Below are 22703 nucleotides of genomic sequence, written 5' to 3' on the forward strand. Positions count from 1 at the left end.
TATATCGACATGGCAGGCGAGACCCAAACAGTACAAAAGCAAAATGCAAAAACACTATATGACAAGTTGTGGGATGACCATTTAGTAACGCAACGTGATGATGGTTCTGCCTTACTCTATATCGACCGTCACCTGTTGCATGAAGTAACCTCACCACAGGCATTTGAAGGGTTGCAATTGGCCGGGCGCAAGCCATGGCGTTTAAGCGCGAATATTGCTACACCGGATCATAACGTACCGACCTCGAAAAAAGAGCGTGAGCAGGGCGTAGCCGGAATTGAAGATGAAACCTCGCGCATTCAGGTGCAAACCTTGGATGATAACTGCAAGACCTTTAATATTGTTGAATTTGATATTAACGATATCCGTCAGGGCATCGCGCATGTAGTTGGGCCGGAGCAGGGCTTGACCTTACCGGGCATGACCGTGGTATGTGGTGATTCGCATACAGCAACCCATGGTGCTTTTGGCTGCTTGGCGCATGGGATCGGGACATCCGAAGTTGAACATGTATTGGCGACCCAATGCCTGGTTCAAAAGAAGATGAAAAACATGCTGGTGCGTGTTGATGGCAAATTAGGTCAGGGTGTAACACCAAAAGATGTGGTCTTGGCGATTATTGGCAAGATCGGTACCGCAGGCGGTACTGGTCACGCGATTGAATTTGGCGGTCAGGTCTTCCGTGACATGTCGATTGAAGGTCGTATGACTGTGTGCAACATGGCGATTGAAGCCGGTGCCCGTGTCGGCATGGTGGCTGTCGATGAAAAAACCATTGAGTATGTTAAAGGCCGTCCGTATGCGCCGACTGCAGATCAGTGGGATCAGGCTGTTGCTTACTGGAATACTTTACATTCAGATGATGACGCATACTTTGATACGGTGGTCGTGTTGCAAGGTGAAGAAATCGAGCCACAAGTGTCTTGGGGTACTTCCCCTGAGATGGTGATTCCGGTCTCTCAAGCAGTACCGACTTTAGAACAAGCCAAAGATGATGTACAACGCAATGACTGGAACCGTGCTTATCAATATATGGGCTTAAATGCAGGTCAGGCATTAGCAGACATCCAGTTAGATCGTGTATTTATCGGTTCATGTACCAATTCGCGTATTGAAGATATCCGCGCTGCAGCCGAAGTGATTAAAGGTCGTAAAGTCGCATCTTCAATCAAACAGGCGATGGTGGTTCCTGGTTCTGGATTGGTCAAAGCTCAGGCAGAAGCGGAAGGTCTGGACAAGGTATTTGTCGAAGCGGGCTTCGAATGGCGTGAACCCGGCTGTTCAATGTGTCTGGCGATGAATGCCGACAAATTACAACCAGGTGAGCATTGTGCGTCGACTTCGAACCGTAACTTTGAAGGTCGTCAGGGCAATGGCGGTCGTACTCATCTGGTGAGTCCAGCCATGGCAGCCGCTGCTGCGATCGCAGGTCACTTTGTTGATGTCCGTTCATTTTAATTGGTACGTAGGAGCACAGACATGAAAGCTTATACCGTTGAACAAGGTATCGTTGCACCTTTAGACCGTGCCAATGTCGATACAGATTTAATTATTCCAAAACAGTTTTTGAAATCGATCAAACGTACCGGTTTCGGTGAAAATTTGTTTGACGAATTGCGTTACTTGGATGAAGGTTATCCAGGTCAGGACAATTCAGTTCGTCCGATCAATCCGGACTTTGTCTTGAACCAGCCACGTTATCAGGGCGCATCTATTTTAATTTCACGTGCCAACTTTGGTTGTGGTTCTAGCCGTGAACATGCGCCGTGGGCCTTGAGCGAATATGGTTTCCGTACCGTGATTGCGCCAAGCTTTGCTGATATTTTCTTTAATAACTGTTTTAAAAACGGTATGTTGCCCGTGATTTTGGCTGAAGATATTGTTGAGCAGTTATTTAAGGAATGTGCGGCAGATGAAGGCTATCAACTGACCATTGACTTGCAGGCACAAGAAGTTCGCACCCCTACAGGTGAAAGCTTTAAGTTCGAAGTCGATCCATTTCGCAAGCATTGCCTGTTAAATGGTCTGGATGATATTGGCTTAACTTTGCAGGTGGCGGATGATATTCGTGCCTATGAAGAAAAAACCAAACAATCGCGTCCTTGGGTATTTGCCGAAATTCATGGATAAATCAGTAAAAATTGTCATGGCATGACTGCGATGCCCTTGCTAATATCGGAAGATTATTGAGTTTTTTGATTGGGTAAGACAGACATTATGGCGAATTATTGGAAACAGTGGCTTGCTTTAAGTTCAGTATCGGTGCTGTTGACTGCATGTCAAAGCATCGACACGATGAAACTCAAACATGCCAAAGAAAATACTGAGAGCAAAAGCAATGCCCTGATCTACTGTACAGGGACGCCAGATTGTCAGTTCGAACGCTTCAATCAGACCATTATTGTCAACGCCGACAATGGCCGCATCAGTGATGAGGCGCTGAAGCAGAAACTGGTGCGCTTGCAGGCCAAAAATTTAAATCAGGCCAATCCGATTTATTTATCCGTGCCGGCAGGACAGCATGAACTGGTCGTGCGTTTCTATCCGATCAGTAAGGATAAAGCGGAAACTTTACATGTATTCCATCGTTTTCAGGCCAATAACCGCTATAGCTTAAAAATGTTCCGTGACCGTAGTGCGCGTAGCAGCAGTTTATTAAATGCTTCGGCACCGGATCCGCTTTGCGTAGATCTGGTACAAGAGCAAAAAACCATTCGTCGTTTTTGCAAACCCTATAATGCAGTCACCGGGATTGCAGAGTTTGTAGAAAAGAAAATTTAACCTCTGTCAGGTCTGAATCTGACGTTTTAAACGGAAAATCTCATGTCTAAACAAATTTTGATTTTAGCTGGTGACGGTATCGGTCCTGAAATTGTCAAGGCGGCAGAGCAGGTGCTGACTCGTGTAAATGAAAAATTTAATCTCGATTTGACATGGGAACAGGGTTTACTCGGTGGTGCAGCCATTGATGCACATGGTTCACCGTATCCTGAAGTAACCTCTGAACAGGCTAAAAAAGCTGATGCGATTCTACTGGGTGCCGTGGGCGGTCCAAAATGGGATACCATTGAGCGTTCAATCCGTCCGGAACGTGGTTTATTGAAATTGCGTAGTGAACTGAACCTGTTTGCCAACTTGCGCCCAGCGATTCTTTATCCGCAACTGGCTGATGCTTCAAGCTTAAAACCTGAAATCGTCGCAGGTCTGGATATTCTGATTGTACGTGAATTGACCGGTGGTATTTACTTCGGTCAGCCACGTGGTATTCGTGAACTGGAAAATGGCGAGAAGCAAGGCTATAACACCGACGTTTATTCAGAGTCTGAAATCAAGCGTATCGCCAAAGTCGCTTTTGAAATGGCCAATTTGCGCGGTGGTAAAGTGTGTTCAGTGGATAAAGCCAACGTGCTTGAAGTAACTGAGCTGTGGAAACAGACGGTCACTGCGCTGAAAGATGCCGAATATCCTGAAATTAATTTATCGCACATGTATGTCGACAATGCCGCAATGCAATTGGTGCGTGCGCCAAAGCAGTTTGATGTGATTGTCACCTCGAATCTGTTCGGTGATATCTTGTCGGATGAAGCAGCGATGTTGACCGGTTCAATCGGCATGTTGCCATCGGCATCTCTGGATGAAAATGGCAAAGGCATGTATGAGCCTTGTCATGGTTCTGCACCAGATATCGCGGGTCAAAACCTGGCAAATCCATTGGCAACGATTCTTTCGGTGGCGATGATGCTGCGTTATACCTTCCGTGAAGAAGCCGCTGCTAAAGTGATTGAAGATGCAGTAGGTCAGGTCTTGGATCAAGGCTTGCGTACGGCGGATATCATGTCTGAAGGCATGCAAAAAGTCGGTACGGTTGAAATGGGTCAAGCAGTCGTTGCTGCATTGAACTAAGCCTGTTTCGATTCAAAAAAACGCAGCCTTGAGCTGCGTTTTTTTATGATAGAAATTTCAAAGCTTAAACGGCTTAACAGGTTCGGCCTGTGGTGCGTACCGCGGTGGCAATATTATCTTTGAGTAAGAAGGTGATTTTACATTGCAATTTGACGTCATAGCCGCCGGCAGGGCTTACTGATACTGGAATCGGTACAGTGCCTGTCCCTGTGGCAGGAAACTGCGCTACAGGCAAAGGAATGGTAATGGGGCGTTGTACCACATAACTTAATTGTTTTGCGCTGCGTTCAGGCTCACTGATCTGCTGGTAACCTAAACGTTTTAGATCCAGAGTTTGATCGATCAGTTGGCTGCTTTGCCCAATGAACTGTTGTAAATAGGCATCACGCTGCGCAGTTGTTGATGAGGTGGTGCTGCATGCATTAAGCAAACTGAATGCTGTACAGCATACTAAAATCAGTGTGAACTTCATGAGCTGTCCTCACACCAAATAAAATGAGTGTAAGCACATTCCATGCAAAAATACTGTTGTGATTTGATACACGGTAGAAGTTTAGCGTGGTGAGGTTGATCCCTGATTTAATCCGATACAGGCTTTGAACTCGATGAGTACAGCTCAGCAAGCTCTACCGGTAAAGCGAATCGCCTGAACAATTTCATCTTTCAAGTCAAACCAGATTTGGCATTTCATCTCAATGTTATAACCACCATTTGAGGGCATCGGCATTGGTGCGCCGATCGGAATGCTCTGACTAATATTCGGCGTTCCCATTGGAATATTCATATCCCGAAAAATAGTGTAGCTGAGAAATTCTGTGGTTTGAATCGGTTGCTGGGAGGTCTTGAATCCCATTGCACGAAGATCAAGCTGGCTACGAACCTGTGCGGCAGTTTGACCCACATAAGGTTGTAGAGACTGATGCAGATACTGATTGCCGCCCGTGGCGCAGGCAACGAGAAACAAGCTGGAAAGTAGGGATAAGCATTTCATATTCATTGTTTTTATACATGTTATTTTTAATTCAATGAATAGTCGTGAATTTATAAGGCTGTGTCAAATTATTTTATTGATTGATAAATAATTCAAGTAATAAAAAAGCCACTAAAAGTGGCTTTTGCTTGCGCTAAAACTTAGCGTGCACGATATGTGATACGACCTTTAGTCAAATCATAAGGTGTCATTTCAACCTTCACACTGTCGCCAGTTAAAATACGGATATAGTGTTTACGCATTTTACCAGAGATGTGGGCAATCACTTCGTGACCGTTCTCTAAACGTACACGGAACATAGTATTAGGAAGCGTCTCGGTGACAACGCCTTCGAACTCGATGAGTTCCTCTTTATTGGCCATAGCCTACCTGAATGAATAAATTGGAAAGGCGCAAATTATAGTCAATTTTTTTGCAAAATACAAGACGAAACGGGCGTTAGACTGATCATCTGCCAGTAAAATAGGCGAACTGTCACGATAATTTTTTTAACTAAAAAGACACCTGTTTCTGTTGTCAGTTTGGTCAATCACAGTTAATCTAAAATTAATCTTTTTAAGTATAAATGAAGTACATACAAGGAAGGCTTTTGAGTGAGTCAGCTAACGGATGCATCAGTCGTATTGCGTTTAGGCTATCAGGCGATTCGTCGTGCGGGGTTGCCAACAGAAGAACTTTTGACCAAAGCAGGAGTGGCTTTAAATCAGGTGGAAGCCAATGACCGTACCCCGCTGAGTGCCCAATATGCCTTTTGGGTGGCGGCAGAGGAAGTCAGCAAGGACCCAGACATTGGATTGCATCTGGGTGAGCACCTGCCACTTTATCGTGGTCAGGTCATTGAACACCTGTTTGTTTCATCTGAAAATTTTGGTGAGGGACTGAAACGTGCTTTGGCTTATCAGCGACTGATCAGCGATGCCTTTGCTGCCAAATTAGTGATTGAAGATGATCGCTGCTATTTAACCAATGGTGAACAGCCTTTTGCTGAGAGTCTGGTCAATCGTCATTTTACTGAATGTGCTATGTCAGGTGTACTGCGTTTCTTTAAATTTATTACCGAAGGGCGTTTTGAGCCGATTTATATCGATTTTAATTTTTATAAAGGGGCACCTGATGATGAATACTTCCGGGTTTATGAGTGTCCGGTCAGTCTAGGTCAGAAAGAAACTCGTTTGTATTTCGATCCGACTATCCTGGAATATCCGCTGTGGCAGGCTGAACCTGAGCTGTTGCAGCTGCATGAGCAACTGGCCATTGAAAAGCTACAGGAACTGGCAAGATATGATCTGGTCGGTGAAGTACGTCGTGCAATCGGCTCTACTTTGGAGAGTGGCGAAACCACGCTAGAAACTGTGGCAGCCCAGCTGAACATCACGCCACGCCGTTTGAGAACACAACTGAGTGAGGCACATACCAGCTTTCAGCAGATTCTCTCGGATTATCGCTGTCGTCTGGCCAAGCGTTTGCTGGCGAGTACCAATGAGAGCGTCGAGCGGATTGTCTATCTGACCGGTTTTTCCGAGCCAAGTACCTTCTATCGTGCCTTTAAACGCTGGACCAATGAAACGCCAGTGGAATATCGGAAGCGGAAGCAGCGTTAAAAATCCCTCCTAACCTCTCTTTAAAAAAGGGAGGAATTCCCCTCCTTTTAGGAGGGGTTAGGGGGAGGTAAATATTCTAAAAAATTTAAAAACTATTCCGGCATATTCAGCCAGTGCGGACCTAAGGGTAATTCAGGTAATTCAAACTGCGCCGGATAATCAGCATGAATAAAATACAAACCATCTGCTGGCGCAGTCACACCAGCAGCTTTACGGTCTTCTGCCGCGAAAATATTATCAATATGATCGGCAGCATACATGCCCTGACCAATTTCCAATAAACATCCCATGATATTGCGCACCATATGGTGCAGAAAGCCATCGGCCTGAATATCCAGTACCAGATACTGACCATGCTGAATCAGGCGGCAATGGCTGACATGACGAACGGGCTGATTGGACTGACAGGCTGCGGCGCGGAAGCTTTCAAAGTTATGCGTGCCTTCAAACTTTTTCGCGGCGTATATCATCTGTTCAACATCAAGCGGTGCATAGACATGGGTGACCTGTTTATGCAGCAATGCCGGGCGTACAGGGTGGTTGTAGACCACATAGCGATAGCGGCGCGCCTGTGCCTTAAAACGGGCATGGAAGCTGTGATCCATTTCTTTGATCCACTGGATCGAGATGTCTTTAGGGAGTTGGCTATTGCAGCCCATCAGCCAGCCACGTTCAGAACGCACGGCATCAGTATCAAAATGTGCCACCATGTTGGTCGCATGTACCCCGGCATCCGTGCGGCCGGCACCATGCAAGAGGATCGGTTGATCGGCAACTTTGCTCAGAACCTTCTCAATGGTTTCCTGTACGCTTGCAACTCCCGGCTGTTGAGTCTGCCATCCCCGATAATGCATCCCACAAAACTCAATTCCCACCGCAAAACGTTGCATAATGACCTCAAAACCTTATTGATCGTACCAATGACGATGCCATTGCTCTACAGTGTCGTATTGTAAATACATTTTTAGGGCTTTTGCATACAGATCCGCATGTCCATAACTTTCATTCAGCAAAATTTTGCAATGATTGACCCATTCGGCAATAGCATAGCGCTGATCCGTCGCACCAAAAGGCACTTGGGTGGTCAAGACGGAAATACAGCCCTGCTCATAGAGTTGATCAATGAGTGCAATCATGGCGTCATTGACCGCCAGGTTGCCAGTGCCAAAACCTTGCAGAAATAAAAAATGTGGTGGTCGAGCCAATAGGTTGTTCAGGTTATTCAGCTGCTGGGTCAGATCAACTGGCTGCATCATGATGCTCATGCAGTTGAATTCAGTCGCTTTCGTAATATCTTCAGCTTTGATCTGATAACACGCTTGACTGGTTTGGATTGCAATATTGGCCTCAAGACCGGAAAAGGCATTTAACTCAGTAGTATGCTGTTTCAGTGCAGTTTGCGCATGTAGCAGCTGATGATGGAATGCCAGATAGACCCCAGCGCTACATTCGCTGACGGAATCTAGTGCAAATTTCAGGTTATCTAGGGCATCACTAAATTCACGCTGTTCATTGCCTTGAGCATTCAGCAGCGGATATTGGCTACCGGTCAGTACCACATGCGCCGAGTTTCCAATAAAATGTGCCAGTACTGCACTGGCATAACTCAGCGTATCTGTACCGTGAATAATCACAAAATGCTGGATCTGCCGCGATTGCAATTGCTGAATAAACTGTACCAGTTGCAACCAGTCGGTTGCTGTGCAGGCACTACTGTCCTTAATGGTGGGTGCATGGTGATATTCGATAAAATACTGCTCTGCAAGTATCTGTTCGAGCTTTGGAATAAATAAATCAGCAGGCATCGGTACGAGAGGATCCCCCACGCAGCCGAATGTGCCACCCATATAAATTAATGCAATATTTTTTATCATAAAAAAAGCAGCCAATTATTGACTGCTTTAGTGTAAATCGAAATGCATCAAGATGCGATTTGATTCAGTAATTGCTCTGCGCGTTGCTGTTGTTCAGGAGTATATTCAGCTTCTCGCTCGGCAATAATTTCACGGGCAGCGGCATAGGCACCGAGTTGAATATATTGCTGGGCAAGATCAAGATTGAGACCTGCTTCATTAACATCCAGTAATTCCGGGAAAGATTGCACGAGTGGATCATGCTGGTCTATCACTGTGTGAGCTAGCGTAGCAGGAAGATCGAAATTCATCGCTGTCGCAGCAGGTGCTTCTGGCGTGGTTTCTAAATGATCTAATTTAAAATCTATGCTTGATAGATTGGTTTGTGGCATTGGTTCTGTCACAGGTGCTGCAGCTGTCAAACTGGACAGATCAAACTCAGTCGCTGGTACCGCAATTTTCTCAGCTGCTGGTACAGGTGTGTCAAGTGAGAATGAAAAATCTAGAGGCTTGATTTCTTCATCGCTAGCCGGTAACTGTTCATTATTAGTGCTTAAATTGAGATCAAAATCAGGAATCTGATTAAGATTCGTTTTATTTTCAGAATCTGTTTCTAGACGATCAGAAGCTACAGAAGAAATTTCTGACGTTGTTGGCTCTACTTTAAAAGATTCAAAGTCAAACTGAACTTCATTAACCACTACTGGTGCTGATTCAGTCGGCACACTCTGAGTAAAGCTACTCTTTGGATTAAAGTCAAAACTGTTGTCTTGTTCAGGCTCAGTCTTTGTTGCGCTGGTTGAGGCAGGCGCAGCACTCGGCTTAAAATTAAATTCAAGAGGTGCTGGTTCTTCTTTAACTGGCGCACTTTCTTGTTGTAGTTGCTCGAATGCTAAACCAGCTTTTGTATCTACAGGAAGTGATGTAAGACTCAATTCATCAAAATCACTTGTATTCGATGCGAAAGCAACAGACTTAGAAACTGGATCTGGTTTAACCGATTTTTCTCTTTCATAGGCGCTTCTTTTTTCTTCAGCCTGAGATAGAATTTCATCGATTTTCAGAGCACGAATATGATTAATCAGTTGAGTAATTGCAAAATCATCTTGCTGTAAGATATGAATATCCAATAACAACAGATAGAGTTCATGCTGGGAATTATCCCGATTCAGTGCCTGATTAATCTGTGCTTCGGCCGCAAAAAAATTACGTTCCTGAATCAGGCCTTCAATTTTCTTGCGTGTTTCTGCTGATAATGGCGTTGCTGATTTTTTTGTGACCCCGACTGGCTCCACTACTTTGGTTCTTTGTGGAGCAGCTTTTGAAGCAGAGCCAGGTTTTTTCGCTTTTACCGTTTTAGTTTTTGCTTTATCTGATTCTTGAGCATCTTGTCGTTTTTTAAAGACAATTAATACGATGATCAATATCACTAATGGAATCACATAAATCAGCATGTTTTACCCCTTGGGGATAGAGTAGTTTAAGTTCGCCTATCCCAATAAATCGTCATGTGTAACTTTTTAATTAATTGGCTTCTTATCTGCTTGTTGGGCTTTGAGCTGTTGTTGTAGCTGGGCCAGACGCGCATTTAATAACTGAATTCTGTGATCCTTCTGATTGAGTGCCAATTCTAATTCAGTTACGTTTCTCTGTAATTTAACGGTTTTTTCTCGGGCTGTCATAACTTTTAATGACAATTCCTTTGATGTTTGATTGCGTTCTGTGTTCTGGTTTGCAGAAACTTGCCCGGAATCGCGCTGGTTCTCAGCCACTAGGCTCATTTCTGCCTGATTCAGGCGGTATTTAGTCTTGCCAGTAGGCTTAGACGGTAGCTCGGTTTGCTTTGCCGCAGTGACTTTAATAGGCGCAGGTGTAGGATGAGTCGTATTTAAGTTCAATGCAGCACCTTTACGTAGACGATTGGCATTTCCTCCAATAAAAGCATGCTCATTGTCTTTTTTAATTTGTTGCATGACTTCATTGACCGGGCGCTGCTGCTGTTGAGCAATTCGTGAGGCAATTCCCCACAGTGACTCATTGGATTGAACTACATAAGTAGGTTGAGTCTGATTCGGAGTTGCTTTGACTGGTGAAGCTTTTGTAGTAACTGGAGCTGGAGTTTTCACCGGATTAGCTGATCCAGTTGATTTTCTGGCTTGTTCCTCAGCAAATTTTTTCACCAATGGATCACTGGAAGCAGTTTGATGATCAGAATGGGACTCTACAGCTTTCTGCATATTTGCTTTATTTGGTGCTGATGCACTTTGATTTGCTGGTATCGTACTGGTTGGTTTGTTTGTAGTCGAGGCTGCTGCAGGAGCCGGCGATGCAAGAGTTGCTTGTGAGGTCTTTACTGAATCTGAAAGCGCCGCTGCAGTTTTAACTGGGGCTTGAATATCGGGTGCAGTTACAGCCTCGCTTTTAAGCACAGGCGCAATCGCTTGCGCCTGAATCGCTGGACTTGATGTCATTACAGCTGGTGCAAATGCAGTTTTAGGAATGGAAATATTCGATAATACAGGTGGTGCTGTGCGTTGCAATGCCAATGGCTTTTCTAAAACCGGTGGCTTATTTGAGGCAGCGGAAGCTGCTGTACTGTAATGGCTACTTACGGGTAAGTTGAGTGCAATATCTTTTTCACTGACGACGACAACTGGTGCAAGCGGGCGTTCATTCTGTTTGAGACTAGCTTTTAATAAATCAGTTTTAGCTTGTAAGGGCGTACGGATATGTTGCAGACGTGCAGCATTGCCTTCCTTGATTTTGACAATAATATTCAGCTCGCGCTCTGTCATTGGTCGAGAAGAGGTAATAGTAATGACCCCGGTGCCATTATTGCTACGCCGGGTAAAAAAGTTCAAATGACCCGGTGGTTGATGCGATGCTCCAATCGACATTAAATCTTCAGGCGAAGCCAGACTGACTTCAATCGGCAAATTGATATCGGATTGCCGAAAATTCATTTCTGCATAAAGCAATTCCCCAGGTGCAGACTGGATTTGTACCGGATCTACATTAACCGCATAAATGTTTTGTGAAGCAACAATGGCTAAAATGGCAAGCTTTAATTTGTTATGTACAGTCATCTTAATCGTGAGCTCAGTCATTATCGCATAGCGAAAATTATAGATTAACGGGATGTTTGTTTTTTGTAAAATACTTACGCAATAGTTACATAAAAAAGCCGATCAATAAAGATCGGCTTTGGGCTTTATATCCAAAGGATATTAGGTATTTTGATAATCAATCAAAATACGCAGCATACGGCGTAACGGCTCGGCAGCACCCCAAAGCAACTGGTCACCTACAGTGAATGCACCCAGATATTCTTTACCCATGTTCAGCTTGCGCAGGCGGCCGACTGGAACGCTTAAAGTACCTGTTACAGCAACAGGCGTCAGATCAGTCATCGATGCTTCACGAGTATTTGGAACCACTTTAGACCAGTCATTGGCACGTGCAATGATGTCTTCGATTTCATCCAAAGGTACATCTTTTTTCAATTTCAGGGTTAATGCCTGAGAGTGACAACGCATGGCACCAATACGCACGCAGTGACCATCAATTGGCACGATCTGCTGGTTGCCCAGAATCTTGTTGGTTTCAACCTGACCTTTCCATTCTTCTTTCGACTGGCCGCTTTCCAGTTGCTTGTCGATATAAGGAATGAGTGAACCAGCCAAAGGAACGCCAAAGTTTGCAGACGGGAAGCCTTCACCACGTTGTAATTCAGCAATTCTAGAGTCGATATCCAGAATTGGAGAACGCGGATCATCTAGCAACTCTTTGGTATTGTTATATAAATAACCCATACCATTGATCAGTTCACGCATGTTTTGCGCGCCCGCACCAGAAGCGGCCTGATACGTCATTGACGTTGCCCATTCCACCAGATTGTTCTGGAACAGACCGCCCAAGCCCATCAGCATCAAGGAAACCGTACAGTTACCACCGACAAAAGTCTTGGTGCCTTTGACTAGACCATCTTTGATCACGTGCATGTTCACCGGATCAAGTACGATGATGGCTTCATCATCCATACGTAAAGTCGATGCTGCATCAATCCAGTAACCGTTCCAGCCTTCAGCTTTCAGTTTCGGGAAAACTTCAGAAGTATAGTCGCCACCTTGACAGGTAATAATGACATTCATTTGCTTCAGACTGTTAATGTCTGATGCATCCATAAGTGCTGGGGCGGTCTTACCGCCAAATGCCGGCGCTTCACCGCCTGCATTACTGGTAGAGAAATAGAATGGCTCAAAATGAGCAAAATCATTCTCTTCAACCATACGTTGCATAAGGACGGAACCAACCATCCCGCGCCAACCGACCAGACCTACTTTCATGTCACTTTGCCTCGGTGCGTTAAAAAATCAAAAGGGATTCGAGTGTACCAAAAAGGGACTCAACTGCAAGAGCTACACAATCAAAACATCAATATTCTTGAGAGAAATATCTGCTTTATGATACATACAAAATTGATAACGTCATTTTTCTTTTAGAAAAAATAATAACTTAATTAAGAGCGCAGTTTATGATATGGGTTATCCAAATTCTGGCAATCATTGTCATTTGGTTAAGTTTTTGGTCACTGATACCACGCGATGAATGGTGGATTCGGGGTGCGGATTTTCCACGCTTACAAATTCTGGTATTGGGCTTTATCGCCTTTATTCTTTTTCTTCTGGTTGATCATCCCTGGAACTGGTTGAATCAGCTGCTTTTTGTCGGGCTGATGGCAGCTTTGGCCTATCAGTTGAAAATGGTATTGCCCTATACCTTTATCTGGAAAAAACAGGTCAAGCAGGTCAAGCATGATCAGCTGGATCCGCAACGTCAGATTTCCCTGGTCGTTTCCAATGTACTTACTACCAATACCAAATATCATTTACTGATCGAGCAGATCCAGATTCATCAGCCAGATCTGGTTTTGACTCTGGAAACCGATCAAAACTGGCAAAATGCACTCTCGGTGATTGAAGCTGATTATCCTTATCGCGTGCCTGTGCCTTTGGATAATCTGTATGGCATGCATCTATATAGCAAGCTCGAACTGAGTGAAACTGAGGTTAAATTTATTCTGAGTGATGAAATTCCCTCCATTCATACCACGGTGATTTTACGCTCAGGACAACCGGTACAGCTCTACTGTCTGCATCCCAAACCACCCAGTCCGACCGAGGCCAAGGATTCTACCTTGCGTGATGCTGAACTGCTGATTGTCGGTGATCAGATTAAAGATCTGGATGAAAGCTGTATCGTCATGGGCGATCTGAATGACGTGGCCTGGTCACGTACCACACGCCTGTTTCAACGCATTAGTGGGCTGCTGGATCCGCGGGTAGGACGTCATTATGTGAATACTTTTCACGCAGATTATCCTTTTTTCCGCTGGTCGCTGGATCACGTCTTTCATAGTACCGATTTTGCCTTGGTACACATGGAGCGTTTACCGCATGTAGGTTCTGACCATTTTCCGGTCTTTCTGGTTTTACAAACCGGTCGGGTATTCGAGCATATTCAGGAAGAATTAGAACAAACTGATAAAGATGAGCAGGAAGCACAAAAAGCCATTGAAGAGGGCATTCAGAAAGCAGAGAAAGAGGAAAAAATAGTCACTGATGAAGTTGCCCTGGCTTATAAAGAAGGGGGCAAAATCTCATAGGTTTTTAGAAGAAAAGTGTACGATATTGCTTACAACAGTTTACGCTTCTTGCGAATGGGCAGGGGTTGGGAATCTGGGTATTCTAGGTTTATCAGCACAGGGAGTCGAGAAAGGATATTCTCATAAGGAAGACGAAGCTGAATGAAAACATCATGGATATGATGCTGAAAGGGAAATCACAAAAAATAGAACCAATTATAATAGATGAAAGCACAACCTCATTAACCCGGGTTTTACAGGATGTAGAACCCGGGTTAAATTATTTTCAGAGTGAATTTTTTTAAATATTTAATTGATTATTAAGGATAATTTTAGGTTTAAAGCTATATTTTTACAGTGCAGAATGGAAAATGTTATTGCCAGTGATGACTCAGTGAATGGATCAGAAATACTTCAGCTCTATCGTGCCAATCCATGGTCTACTGCCGAAAACCACAACATTTATTACAGGCTTTACAACATTCGCATGGTCTGGTCACTGCACGTATAAATGGTCAGCTGGTCGGACTGGCGAATGCGATTTCAGATGGCTCTCTGGGGGTGTATTCCCCCCATTTATTGGTTGGTCTAGACTGGCAACGACAAGGCATTGGTCGGCGGATCATGCAAAGTATGCTGCAATATTATTCAGGATTTCATCAGCAGATTTTAGTGGCCGATCAGCAGACAATAGGATTTTTATCAGGCTTTAGGCTTCACGCGTGCGGGACTAACGGAAGCTATGTAGATCTATCAAGGTACAGATCATGAACAGGATTTTAAACTATAGGAGCTGTAGCGATTTAAAGTCTAGGATCAAACAGATTTAGTAAATTTCCTTATAACCTTCAGGGCGAGTTTTAAAACGGCGGTGGAACCACATATATTGGGTCGGTGCGATGCGCAACTGCTGCTCAATCACCCGGTTCACGCGAGTGGCATCTTCAACTTCATTCTCACTAGGGAAGTTTTCCAGTGCCGGTTCAATGAGCACATGGTAGCGCGGATTGTTAATATCGCCATGACGGTAGAAATATAAAGGAATTGCAGCAGCTTTGGTCATTTTCAGTAAACGGCGATGTGCGGTTACAGTCGCCGCAGGCACGCCAAAAAAAGGTGCCATCACGCCTTGTTTTAAACCATAATCCTGATCCGGACTGTACCAGATCGCATGGCCATTTTTCAGGTTACGTACCAGACCGCGCATATCATCATGGTCAATCTGATTGGCATAAATTGTGGCGCGACAACGGTAAATCAGCATGTCCAAAAGTGGATTATTCTGCGGACGATAGACTACATCCGGTTCAAAATATTGTGCGCAAAGATAACCACCCGCATCGAGCAAAGTTGAATGCGTGCCTAATAACAGCATGCCTTGGCCTGCGGCTTGTGCCTTCTGAATATGTTCCAAGCCTTCAATACTGACGCGGCCCTGAAACCATTTCGGACTGTACCAGGCATTCAGCGTCTCAAACACCCCAAGCATTTGATCGATAAATACCTGACGGGCATTGTCCTGTACCTGCTTTTCAGACCATTCGGGAAAGCAGACTTCCAGATTACGCAGCGTGGTTTCACGGCGTGATTTCAAGTATTTAAAAGAAAGGTGGCCCAGCATGGACGCCAGACGATGCTGAATGGCCCAAGGTAAGATCGCCAGAATCATCAGGAAAATAATGCCTAGCCATTTGCCCCAATATTGAGGTAACAGGAATGACCATTGAAATTCACCGGGTTGATATGCAGGCTGAGTACTCATAAAACAATTTAGGGCCAAAAGATTAAATGCAGTCTAACAGAGAAGATTATTGAAATAAAAAAGCATCTGTACGAATACAGATGCTTTAGTAAAAGCTCGGGGAATATTTAGCCGTTACTTAGGTTGTCCAGTTCTTCCCAACGCTCTAATTTTTCCAGTAACAGCTCATCAATTTCGGATAAACGGTTAGAAAGTTTCAATGCTTTATCGGAATCAGTCACAAATAAAGAGCCATCAGCCAGTTGTGCGTTGATCTCGGCCTGCTCTTTTTCCAGTGCTTCCATTTCAGCAGGAAGTTGCTCGAGTGCACGCTGGTCCTTGTAGCTAAGCTTAACTTTTTTGGCAGCGACCGGTGCCGCCTCGGCTTCTGCTTTGGCTATGGCTTTTTTCACGGCACTTTTTTGGTCAACCACGGTTTGATCCGGACGTTGTTCAAGATAATCCTGATAACCGCCAACATATTCGTCAATATTGCCCTTACCATCAAAGACCCAAGTGGATGTTACCACGTTGTCCATAAAGGCACGGTCATGCGAGATCAACAGCAGGGTGCCTTTGTAGCCACCCAGCATCTCTTCCAGTAACTCTAAAGTCACCATATCCAGGTCGTTGGTTGGCTCATCCATCACAATCAGGTTCGATGGTTTCAGCAACAGTTTCGCTAGCAGGATACGGTTGCGCTCACCACCTGACAAAGCTTTGACTGGGGTACGGGCACGTTCTGGCGAAAACAGGAAATCTTGTAAATAACTATAGATATGACGACGGTTACCATTCACATCCACGTGGTCAGAACCTTCTGAGACGTTATCTTTAACAGATTTTTCCAGATCCAGCGCATTACGGAGCTGGTCGAAATAGGCCACTTCTAACTGCGTACCGGTCTTCACCGTACCGCCATGTTCTAGCTCGCCCAGAATGGCTTTAATGAGGGTAGTTTTACCGACACCGTTATCACCGACCAGACCGATACGGTCGCCACGGAGGACAAGTGCAGAGAAGTTGTTGATGATCGGTGCATTGTCACCGAATTTCACACTCAGGTTCTCAATTTCAAACACCAGTTTGCCGGAACGGTTGGCATCCTGAGTCGCCATCGTCACTTTACCTTGTTGCGAACGACGTGCTCTAGATTCTTCACGTAATGCTTTTAGGGCACGGACACGACCTTCGTTACGGGTACGACGGGCTTTAATCCCTTGACGGATCCAGACTTCTTCCTCAGCCAGCTTTTTATCGAACAGCGCATTTTGCTTTTCTTCAGCTTCCATTTGCTGGGCTTTCAGGTCTAGATAACGTGAATAGTTACCTTCATAACTACGCAGTTGACCACGATCCAGTTCAACAATACGGGTAGCAATGCTATCGACAAAGGCACGGTCATGCGAAATGAACAATAGGGTCAAATTATTTTGATCGAGCAGGAATTTTTCCAGCCATTCGATACTTTCAACGTCTAAATGGTTAGTCGGTTCGTCGAGTAACAGGACATCAGGTTGGGTAAGTAAAGCACGTGCTAGCAAGACACGACGTTTACGACCACCAGACAAATCGGCAAGATCTGCATCCGGGTCCAGGCCCATTTTGCTTAAAATCGAATTGACCTTGGTTTCCAGGGCCCAGCCATCCAGCTGATCCATTTTGTGTTGCAGGTTGCCCATACGATCACAGGCGTCCATGTCACCTAGTACACAAGCTTCACTGGCAGCATGATAAGCACGCAGAACTTCTGACGCTTCACCAGCGCCATCTGCCACGATATCAGCCACTTTACCTGAATCCATCGGTACATCTTGCGCCAGCATGGAAATGGTAATGCCGTTTTGTAATGAAACTTCGCCGTTGTCAGGCAGTAAACTTCCTTCAATCAGCTTAAGTAAGGTAGACTTACCCTCACCATTACGGCCAATCAAACACACTCGTTCGCCGCGTTCCAAGTTAAAATTCGCGCCGTCGAGCAGGGCGGGTCCACCAAACGCAAGTTGGACATCCCTAAGGGTAATATAGGCCATAATGTTTCCTGAAATCCCCAATGAGGACTTTAAATGACTAAACAACAAAATCTAAATGATCAGGCGTCATTTTCCGCACCCATTGAAGATTTGCAAGTGCGAATTGCATTTTTAGACGATTTAGTTGAACAGTTGAATGATCAGGTGGCCAAACAGACCCTGGAAATTGCTGACCTGAAAAAGCAAATGACGCTGTTATATCAACGTGTTGAGTCTTCAGATCTGTCTGAAGGCATAGCAGAATTTGATCCGGTTGCAGACCGACCACCGCATTATTAATTTGCAACCAATGATTTAATCAACAATAACCCTTAGCTGATCTAAGGGTTTTTTATTGAAAAATAAAAATGAGTCAATCTATAAGATGATAAAAAGAGAAGTATTTTTGTTTTGAATGGGCTTTTAAATTGCCTTAAACACGCATATAAAAGTAATAAAGTGCAACGCGATGATCAAGTGCAAAAGAATTTTCCTGTTGAAAACAAACATTCGCGCTTGCAAACAGATTTCTTGCCGGCATTTCATAAAATGCAGTTTGGCCCTCTGCCGAAACAGGGCTGCACCCATTCAGCCATAAAATTATTTGACCTTTCACTCACTTCCTACTCTAATACCGGCTCTCAGGTACATTCCGGAATTGCGTCCCATGCACCCAAAAGTTGTTCTACTCGACCTCGAAAATAATTTCCCTACAGCCAAGTTAATGCGTGAGATTGTGGCGCATTATTCGACTTTATATCTGTTTAGCTGTGCCGGAAAATTTGAATTCTCCTTAGAGGATTTAACCGAGCTTGCCGGCTGGATTAGCAGTGGTCAGGTGGTGGTACTGGACACGCCTGAATCGCCACAAAAAGAATATGAATATGCGGTCATTGTCGGTCAGCTTATGGCGCTACTGGAGCCGGAAACCGAGGTTGAATTGATCTCGGCGATGGACAGCTGCGAGATGTTGCAGCAGATGCTGCAAGCTTCTGATATTCCGTGTCACCTAATTCAGATTCAGCCTGATGAGACAAACATTCCAACCGATCAACCTAAAAATCATCTTCCGAGTCTGGATACCATCAAGAACAAACCTGCCTTGCAACTGGTGAAAAAATACTGTGATGCGTTAGGGAAAATGAGCGGCAAACCGAATACGGTGGAAACCCTAAAAAACTCAGTGGCGAATATTCTGCAAGTGATGCCGGTAAAAGCTCAGCATGTGGTCGGCATGTTGATTAACCTGAAAATCGTCAAACGCTATGATGAGCAAATCAGCTTCCGCAAAAAAGTTTTGAAACAATGGCTGCAACTCAATCTGGATGAACAAAGCCCGGTTGAAAATCCAAAACTGGATCAGGTCATTTCCCAACTGAAGGCAGAAGAAGCTCCAGTTGAATCTGAAATACTCAAGTCACCAATCCAGTCGGCACAGCAAGACCTGTTCAAGAACTTTGGCCGGATCGATCCGGTACAACTGGAAGTGGCGCGTAAACTGCGTGAATTGCAGGGCGATAAACCCAAAGACATTTATGAGCTGCGTGATTTACTGGAACAGTTATTTCCAAAATCGGACATCCGCTTGCTGCTGAAGGAGTTGATCGAGAAAGGTTATATTTACTGGAATGGTCACGAAATTTTATATAGTCATGAAATGTTCCTGAATTAATTTTATCGTGCAAACTTGCGTTTTATATTGTGCTTATGCAACTCTAATAATAGAACATAAAGGTTGAACTATGGAAAACACTGGAATCTGGGTGACGGTGGTCATCATCATTTTCGTCATAGGGTCGATTTTCGGGTTGCGCGTGAGCCCCCGAGAAAAAGCCTTGGGCCTGATGCGTGACAAAGCCCGTAAAATGGGTTTGCATCCACGTCTGGTGGTGGCACCGGACTGGACCAAAATCCCGAAGGCGACTGAAAGTCGTGCCAGTATGGTCGCGTACTACAGTGTACTGATGCCAGATGCGCGTTTGCCCCTGATGCGCGCCCGTGTTGTCGATAATAAACTCGAAATCGTGCAGGGTGATGAGAAATTTAAAGATTTTCCCATTGCATTAAAAGGCATTTATGCTATTGATATGCAGGCCAACTGTGTCGGCATGTATTGGGATGAAGAAGCTGATTTAAGAGCGACCCAACTCGACGACATCAAAGCGCTGTTACACGCTTTGGCTGAACTTTAATTTAGAAATAAACAGGATTAACGGTTAATTATGGCGAACGCTCCTCGGTCCACATCAAAAAGCAGCACAGCGAAGTCTCCCGACGCTGGAAGCAAGCGTGCCCTAGTGATTGTGGAGTCGCCTGCAAAAGCGAAAACAATCAATAAGTACCTTGGTCCGAACTACATCGTAAAATCATCGGTAGGTCATGTGCGTGACTTGCCGACTGGCGGTTCTGCAAAATCGACAGAGAAAAAACCGGCGACACGTACCAAACTGACGGATGCAGAAAAAGCTGAAAAATCACAGAATGCGTTGATTAACCGCATGGGTGTCGATCCGGAACATGACTGGAAAGCCAAATACGAAGTCCTTCCTGGCAAAGAACATGTGGTTGCCGAACTGAAAAAACTCGCATCGCAAGTTGATGAAGTCTATCTGGCAACGGATATGGACAGGGAAGGAGAAGCAATTGCCTGGCATTTAAAAGAAGTCATTGGCGGTGATGATTCGCGTTATCAGCGTGTGGTCTTTAACGAAATTACCAAAAACGCGATTCAGGATGCCTTTAAGCATCCGTCACGTCTGGATACCAATAAAGTCAATGCGCAGCAGGCACGCCGTTTTCTGGATCGTGTCGTGGGCTTTATGATTTCGCCATTGCTTTGGGAAAAGATTGCCCGTGGTTTGTCGGCAGGTCGCGTACAGTCGGTTGCGGTGAAGCTGGTAGTCGAGCGTGAACGTGAAATTCGTGCCTTCATTCCTGAAGAATACTGGCAGGTGTTTGCCGATACCAAATCGAAAAAAGATGATATTCGTCTCGAAGCGGTCAAGCAAAATGGCAAGACGCTCAAGCTGCGCAACAAAGCCGAAACTGATGCCTTATTAAACCTGATCAAAGATGCGGATTATACGGTTTCTACACGTGAAGATAAGCCAACCAAGGTTAATCCAAGTGCGCCGTATATCACGTCAACGTTACAACAGGCAGCCAGTACCCGTCTCGGTTTTTCTGTGAAGAAAACCATGATGCTGGCGCAGCGTCTGTATGAAGCCGGCTTCATTACCTATATGCGTACCGACTCGACCTTCTTGAGTGATGATGCGGTGAATATGGTGCGTGGTCATATCGAATCCGAGTTTGGCGAGAAGTATTTGCCTGCCAAGCCGAACCGTTATGGCAATAAAGCCGGTGCGCAAGAAGCGCATGAGGCGATTCGTCCATCTATGGTTGGCTTAAAAGGCGACAGTCTGGTGGGTGTTGAGCGTGATGCACAGCGTCTGTATGACCTGATCTGGCGCCAGTTTGTTGCCTGTCAGATGACTCCGGCAGAATATTTGTCTTCTACCATTTTAGTGGATGCCAATGGCGTGGAACTGAAAGCTAAAGGCCGTACCTTGGTCTTTGATGGCTTTACTCGCGTGCGTGGTGCCAATAAAGCCGATGACGATATTTTATTGCCTGCGGTCAAAGTCGGTGAAGTGCTTAAACTTGAGAAACTTGATCCATCTCAACATTTCACCAAGCCACCGGCACGTTTTACCGAAGCCTCACTGGTCAAAGAACTGGAGAAAAAAGGCATTGGCCGTCCATCGACCTATGCTGCAATCATCTCGACCATTCAGGATCGTGGTTATGTGAAACTGGATAACCGTCGTCTCTATGCCGAGAAGATGGGCGAAATCGTCACCGATCGTCTGAATGAAAATTTTAGTAATCTGATGAACTATGCCTTTACCGCAGATCTTGAAGGTCAGCTGGATAAGGTAGCAGATGGTGAGCGTAACTGGAAAGAGCTATTAGACAGCTTCTATGGCGATTTTAAACAACGTTTGACTACAGCGCAGGGTGAAAACGGAATGCGCCGTAATCAGCCTGTAGAAGTGGATGCGGTACACTGTAAAGAATGTGACCGTCCAATGCAGATTCGTACCGGAACCACAGGCGTATTCTTGGGTTGTTCAGGCTATAACCTACCGCCGAAAGAGCGTTGTAAGGGAACCTTGAACCTGACACCAGTTGAGTCTCTGGCTGCATTGTCTGATGATGAGGCTGCGGAAACTGCTGACCTGATGTCGAAGAAGCGTTGTCCGATCTGTGAAACTGCCATGGACAGCTATGTGATTGATGGCGGCCGTAAACTGCATATCTGTGGGAATAACCCGGACTGTAGTGGTTTTGAACTTGAAGAAGGCGAGTTCAAAATTAAAGGCTATGATGGCCCGAGTATCCCATGCGACAAGTGTGATGGTGAAATGCAGCTGAAGACGGGTCGTTTTGGTCCGTATTTTGCCTGTACCAGCTGTGACAATACCCGTAAAGTCTTAAAGAGCGGTCAGCCTGCGCCTCCACGTGTGGACCCGATCAAGATGGAGCATTTACGTTCTGCCAAGCATGACGATTTCTTCGTACTGCGTGACGGTGCAGCCGGTTTATTCCTGGCGGCAAGCAAGTTCCCGAAAGTGCGTGAAACCCGTGCACCGAAAGTGGCCGAGATACGTTCTGTTGCTGATCAGCTTGATCCAAAGTATCAGTTTATCTTGCAGGCACCTGATGTGGACCCGGAAGGGAATCCAACTCTGGTAAAATTTAGCCGTAAGAACCAGTCACAATATATTGGTTCGGAAACTGCAGAAGGCAAGCAAACCAAATGGTCTCTGGTTTATCAGGACGGAAAATGGGTTGAAGCCTAAACTCTAAGATTCAAAAAAATGCTGACGAAAGTCGGCATTTTTTATTTATGATGTATCTTCATTTTAAAAACAATAATCAAGGTTGATTTGGGG

21 protein-coding genes are annotated in these 22703 nt (G+C 45.1%); 11 read left to right on the plus strand and 10 right to left on the minus strand.

Annotation, left to right across the window (positions count from 1 at the left end; genetic code table 11):
• Window positions 1-9: 9 nt before the first annotated feature.
• From leuC to leuB, 4 genes are all read left to right on the plus strand, one after another.
• Entirely contained in the window at window positions 10-1458 is a 1449-nt protein-coding gene (leuC, locus tag MWG72_RS03200; protein ID WP_247143213.1) for a 3-isopropylmalate dehydratase large subunit, read from the plus strand.
• Between the two features lie 21 nt (window positions 1459-1479).
• Entirely contained in the window at window positions 1480-2130 is a 651-nt protein-coding gene (gene leuD, locus MWG72_RS03205; protein WP_114541288.1) for a 3-isopropylmalate dehydratase small subunit, read from the plus strand.
• A gap of 87 nt (window positions 2131-2217) precedes the next feature.
• On the plus strand, window positions 2218-2781 hold the full coding sequence (locus MWG72_RS03210) for a hypothetical protein (RefSeq protein WP_247143214.1): 564 nt from the start codon (window positions 2218-2220) through the stop codon (window positions 2779-2781).
• A 42-nt stretch (window positions 2782-2823) separates the two neighbouring features.
• Entirely contained in the window at window positions 2824-3903 is a 1080-nt protein-coding gene (gene leuB, locus MWG72_RS03215; RefSeq protein WP_247143215.1) for a 3-isopropylmalate dehydrogenase, read from the plus strand.
• Window positions 3904-3976: 73 nt separating this feature from the next.
• Here the strand turns inward: leuB and MWG72_RS03220 are convergent, their stop codons facing one another.
• From MWG72_RS03220 to infA, 3 genes are all read right to left on the minus strand, one after another.
• Entirely contained in the window at window positions 3977-4375 is a 399-nt protein-coding gene (locus MWG72_RS03220; protein WP_004278492.1) for a hypothetical protein, read from the minus strand.
• A 144-nt stretch (window positions 4376-4519) separates the two neighbouring features.
• Window positions 4520-4900, minus strand: a complete 381-nt coding sequence (locus MWG72_RS03225) for a hypothetical protein (protein ID WP_247143216.1) — start codon at window positions 4898-4900, stop codon at window positions 4520-4522.
• 134 nt (window positions 4901-5034) lie between these two features.
• The gene (infA, locus tag MWG72_RS03230; RefSeq protein WP_001284370.1) at window positions 5035-5256 is read right to left on the minus strand and encodes a translation initiation factor IF-1; all 222 of its coding nucleotides are present in this window, start codon (window positions 5254-5256) and stop codon (window positions 5035-5037) included.
• Between the two features lie 231 nt (window positions 5257-5487).
• Between infA and MWG72_RS03235 the strand changes: the two genes are divergently transcribed.
• Window positions 5488-6495: an AraC family transcriptional regulator gene (locus tag MWG72_RS03235; RefSeq protein ID WP_005107962.1), complete on the plus strand. Its 1008-nt coding sequence runs from the start codon at window positions 5488-5490 to the stop codon at window positions 6493-6495.
• A gap of 92 nt (window positions 6496-6587) precedes the next feature.
• Here MWG72_RS03235 and truA read toward each other — a convergent pair whose 3' ends face one another.
• The 5 genes from truA to asd all read right to left on the minus strand — a co-directional run bounded on the left by truA (window position 6588) and on the right by asd (window position 12694).
• On the minus strand, window positions 6588-7385 hold the full coding sequence (gene truA, locus MWG72_RS03240) for a tRNA pseudouridine(38-40) synthase TruA (protein WP_005107961.1): 798 nt from the start codon (window positions 7383-7385) through the stop codon (window positions 6588-6590).
• 15 nt (window positions 7386-7400) lie between these two features.
• Window positions 7401-8369 carry an asparaginase domain-containing protein gene (locus MWG72_RS03245; RefSeq protein ID WP_247143217.1) on the minus strand — a complete coding sequence of 323 codons (969 nt, stop codon included), beginning with the start codon at window positions 8367-8369 and terminating at the stop codon, window positions 7401-7403.
• A 47-nt stretch (window positions 8370-8416) separates the two neighbouring features.
• The gene (locus MWG72_RS03250; RefSeq protein ID WP_247143218.1) at window positions 8417-9802 is read right to left on the minus strand and encodes a FimV/HubP family polar landmark protein; all 1386 of its coding nucleotides are present in this window, start codon (window positions 9800-9802) and stop codon (window positions 8417-8419) included.
• 66 nt (window positions 9803-9868) lie between these two features.
• On the minus strand, window positions 9869-11455 hold the full coding sequence (locus MWG72_RS03255; RefSeq protein WP_247143219.1) for a FimV/HubP-related protein: 1587 nt from the start codon (window positions 11453-11455) through the stop codon (window positions 9869-9871).
• Between the two features lie 120 nt (window positions 11456-11575).
• The gene (gene asd, locus MWG72_RS03260; RefSeq protein WP_247143220.1) at window positions 11576-12694 is read right to left on the minus strand and encodes an aspartate-semialdehyde dehydrogenase; all 1119 of its coding nucleotides are present in this window, start codon (window positions 12692-12694) and stop codon (window positions 11576-11578) included.
• A 188-nt stretch (window positions 12695-12882) separates the two neighbouring features.
• On the opposite strand from asd, the gene MWG72_RS03265 reads away from it, so the two are divergent.
• Both MWG72_RS03265 and MWG72_RS03270 read left to right on the plus strand, forming a co-directional pair.
• A complete protein-coding gene (locus tag MWG72_RS03265; protein ID WP_247143221.1) occupies window positions 12883-14013 on the plus strand; it encodes an endonuclease/exonuclease/phosphatase family protein in 1131 nt (376 codons plus the stop codon).
• Between the two features lie 414 nt (window positions 14014-14427).
• A complete protein-coding gene (locus MWG72_RS03270) occupies window positions 14428-14763 on the plus strand; it encodes a GNAT family N-acetyltransferase (protein ID WP_247143222.1) in 336 nt (111 codons plus the stop codon).
• A gap of 55 nt (window positions 14764-14818) precedes the next feature.
• Here the strand turns inward: MWG72_RS03270 and MWG72_RS03275 are convergent, their stop codons facing one another.
• Both MWG72_RS03275 and MWG72_RS03280 read right to left on the minus strand, forming a co-directional pair.
• Window positions 14819-15754 (minus strand): LpxL/LpxP family acyltransferase, encoded by a 936-nt coding sequence (locus tag MWG72_RS03275; protein ID WP_247143223.1) that lies wholly within the window; start codon window positions 15752-15754, stop codon window positions 14819-14821.
• A 107-nt stretch (window positions 15755-15861) separates the two neighbouring features.
• Window positions 15862-17766 carry an ATP-binding cassette domain-containing protein gene (locus tag MWG72_RS03280; RefSeq protein WP_114541280.1) on the minus strand — a complete coding sequence of 635 codons (1905 nt, stop codon included), beginning with the start codon at window positions 17764-17766 and terminating at the stop codon, window positions 15862-15864.
• A gap of 33 nt (window positions 17767-17799) precedes the next feature.
• Between MWG72_RS03280 and MWG72_RS03285 the strand changes: the two genes are divergently transcribed.
• The 4 genes from MWG72_RS03285 (at window position 17800) to topA (ending at window position 22610) form a co-directional block, all read left to right on the plus strand.
• Entirely contained in the window at window positions 17800-18045 is a 246-nt protein-coding gene (locus MWG72_RS03285) for a SlyX family protein (protein ID WP_004278477.1), read from the plus strand.
• 367 nt (window positions 18046-18412) lie between these two features.
• A complete protein-coding gene (locus MWG72_RS03290) occupies window positions 18413-19417 on the plus strand; it encodes a hypothetical protein (protein ID WP_005261740.1) in 1005 nt (334 codons plus the stop codon).
• A 70-nt stretch (window positions 19418-19487) separates the two neighbouring features.
• Window positions 19488-19937: a hypothetical protein gene (locus tag MWG72_RS03295; protein ID WP_004647398.1), complete on the plus strand. Its 450-nt coding sequence runs from the start codon at window positions 19488-19490 to the stop codon at window positions 19935-19937.
• A 30-nt stretch (window positions 19938-19967) separates the two neighbouring features.
• Window positions 19968-22610 (plus strand): type I DNA topoisomerase, encoded by a 2643-nt coding sequence (gene topA, locus MWG72_RS03300; RefSeq protein WP_247143224.1) that lies wholly within the window; start codon window positions 19968-19970, stop codon window positions 22608-22610.
• Window positions 22611-22703: the final 93 nt, after the last annotated feature.

Origin of the sequence: Acinetobacter lwoffii (assembly GCF_022967985.1) — a bacterium.
Taxonomy (GTDB): domain Bacteria; phylum Pseudomonadota; class Gammaproteobacteria; order Pseudomonadales; family Moraxellaceae; genus Acinetobacter.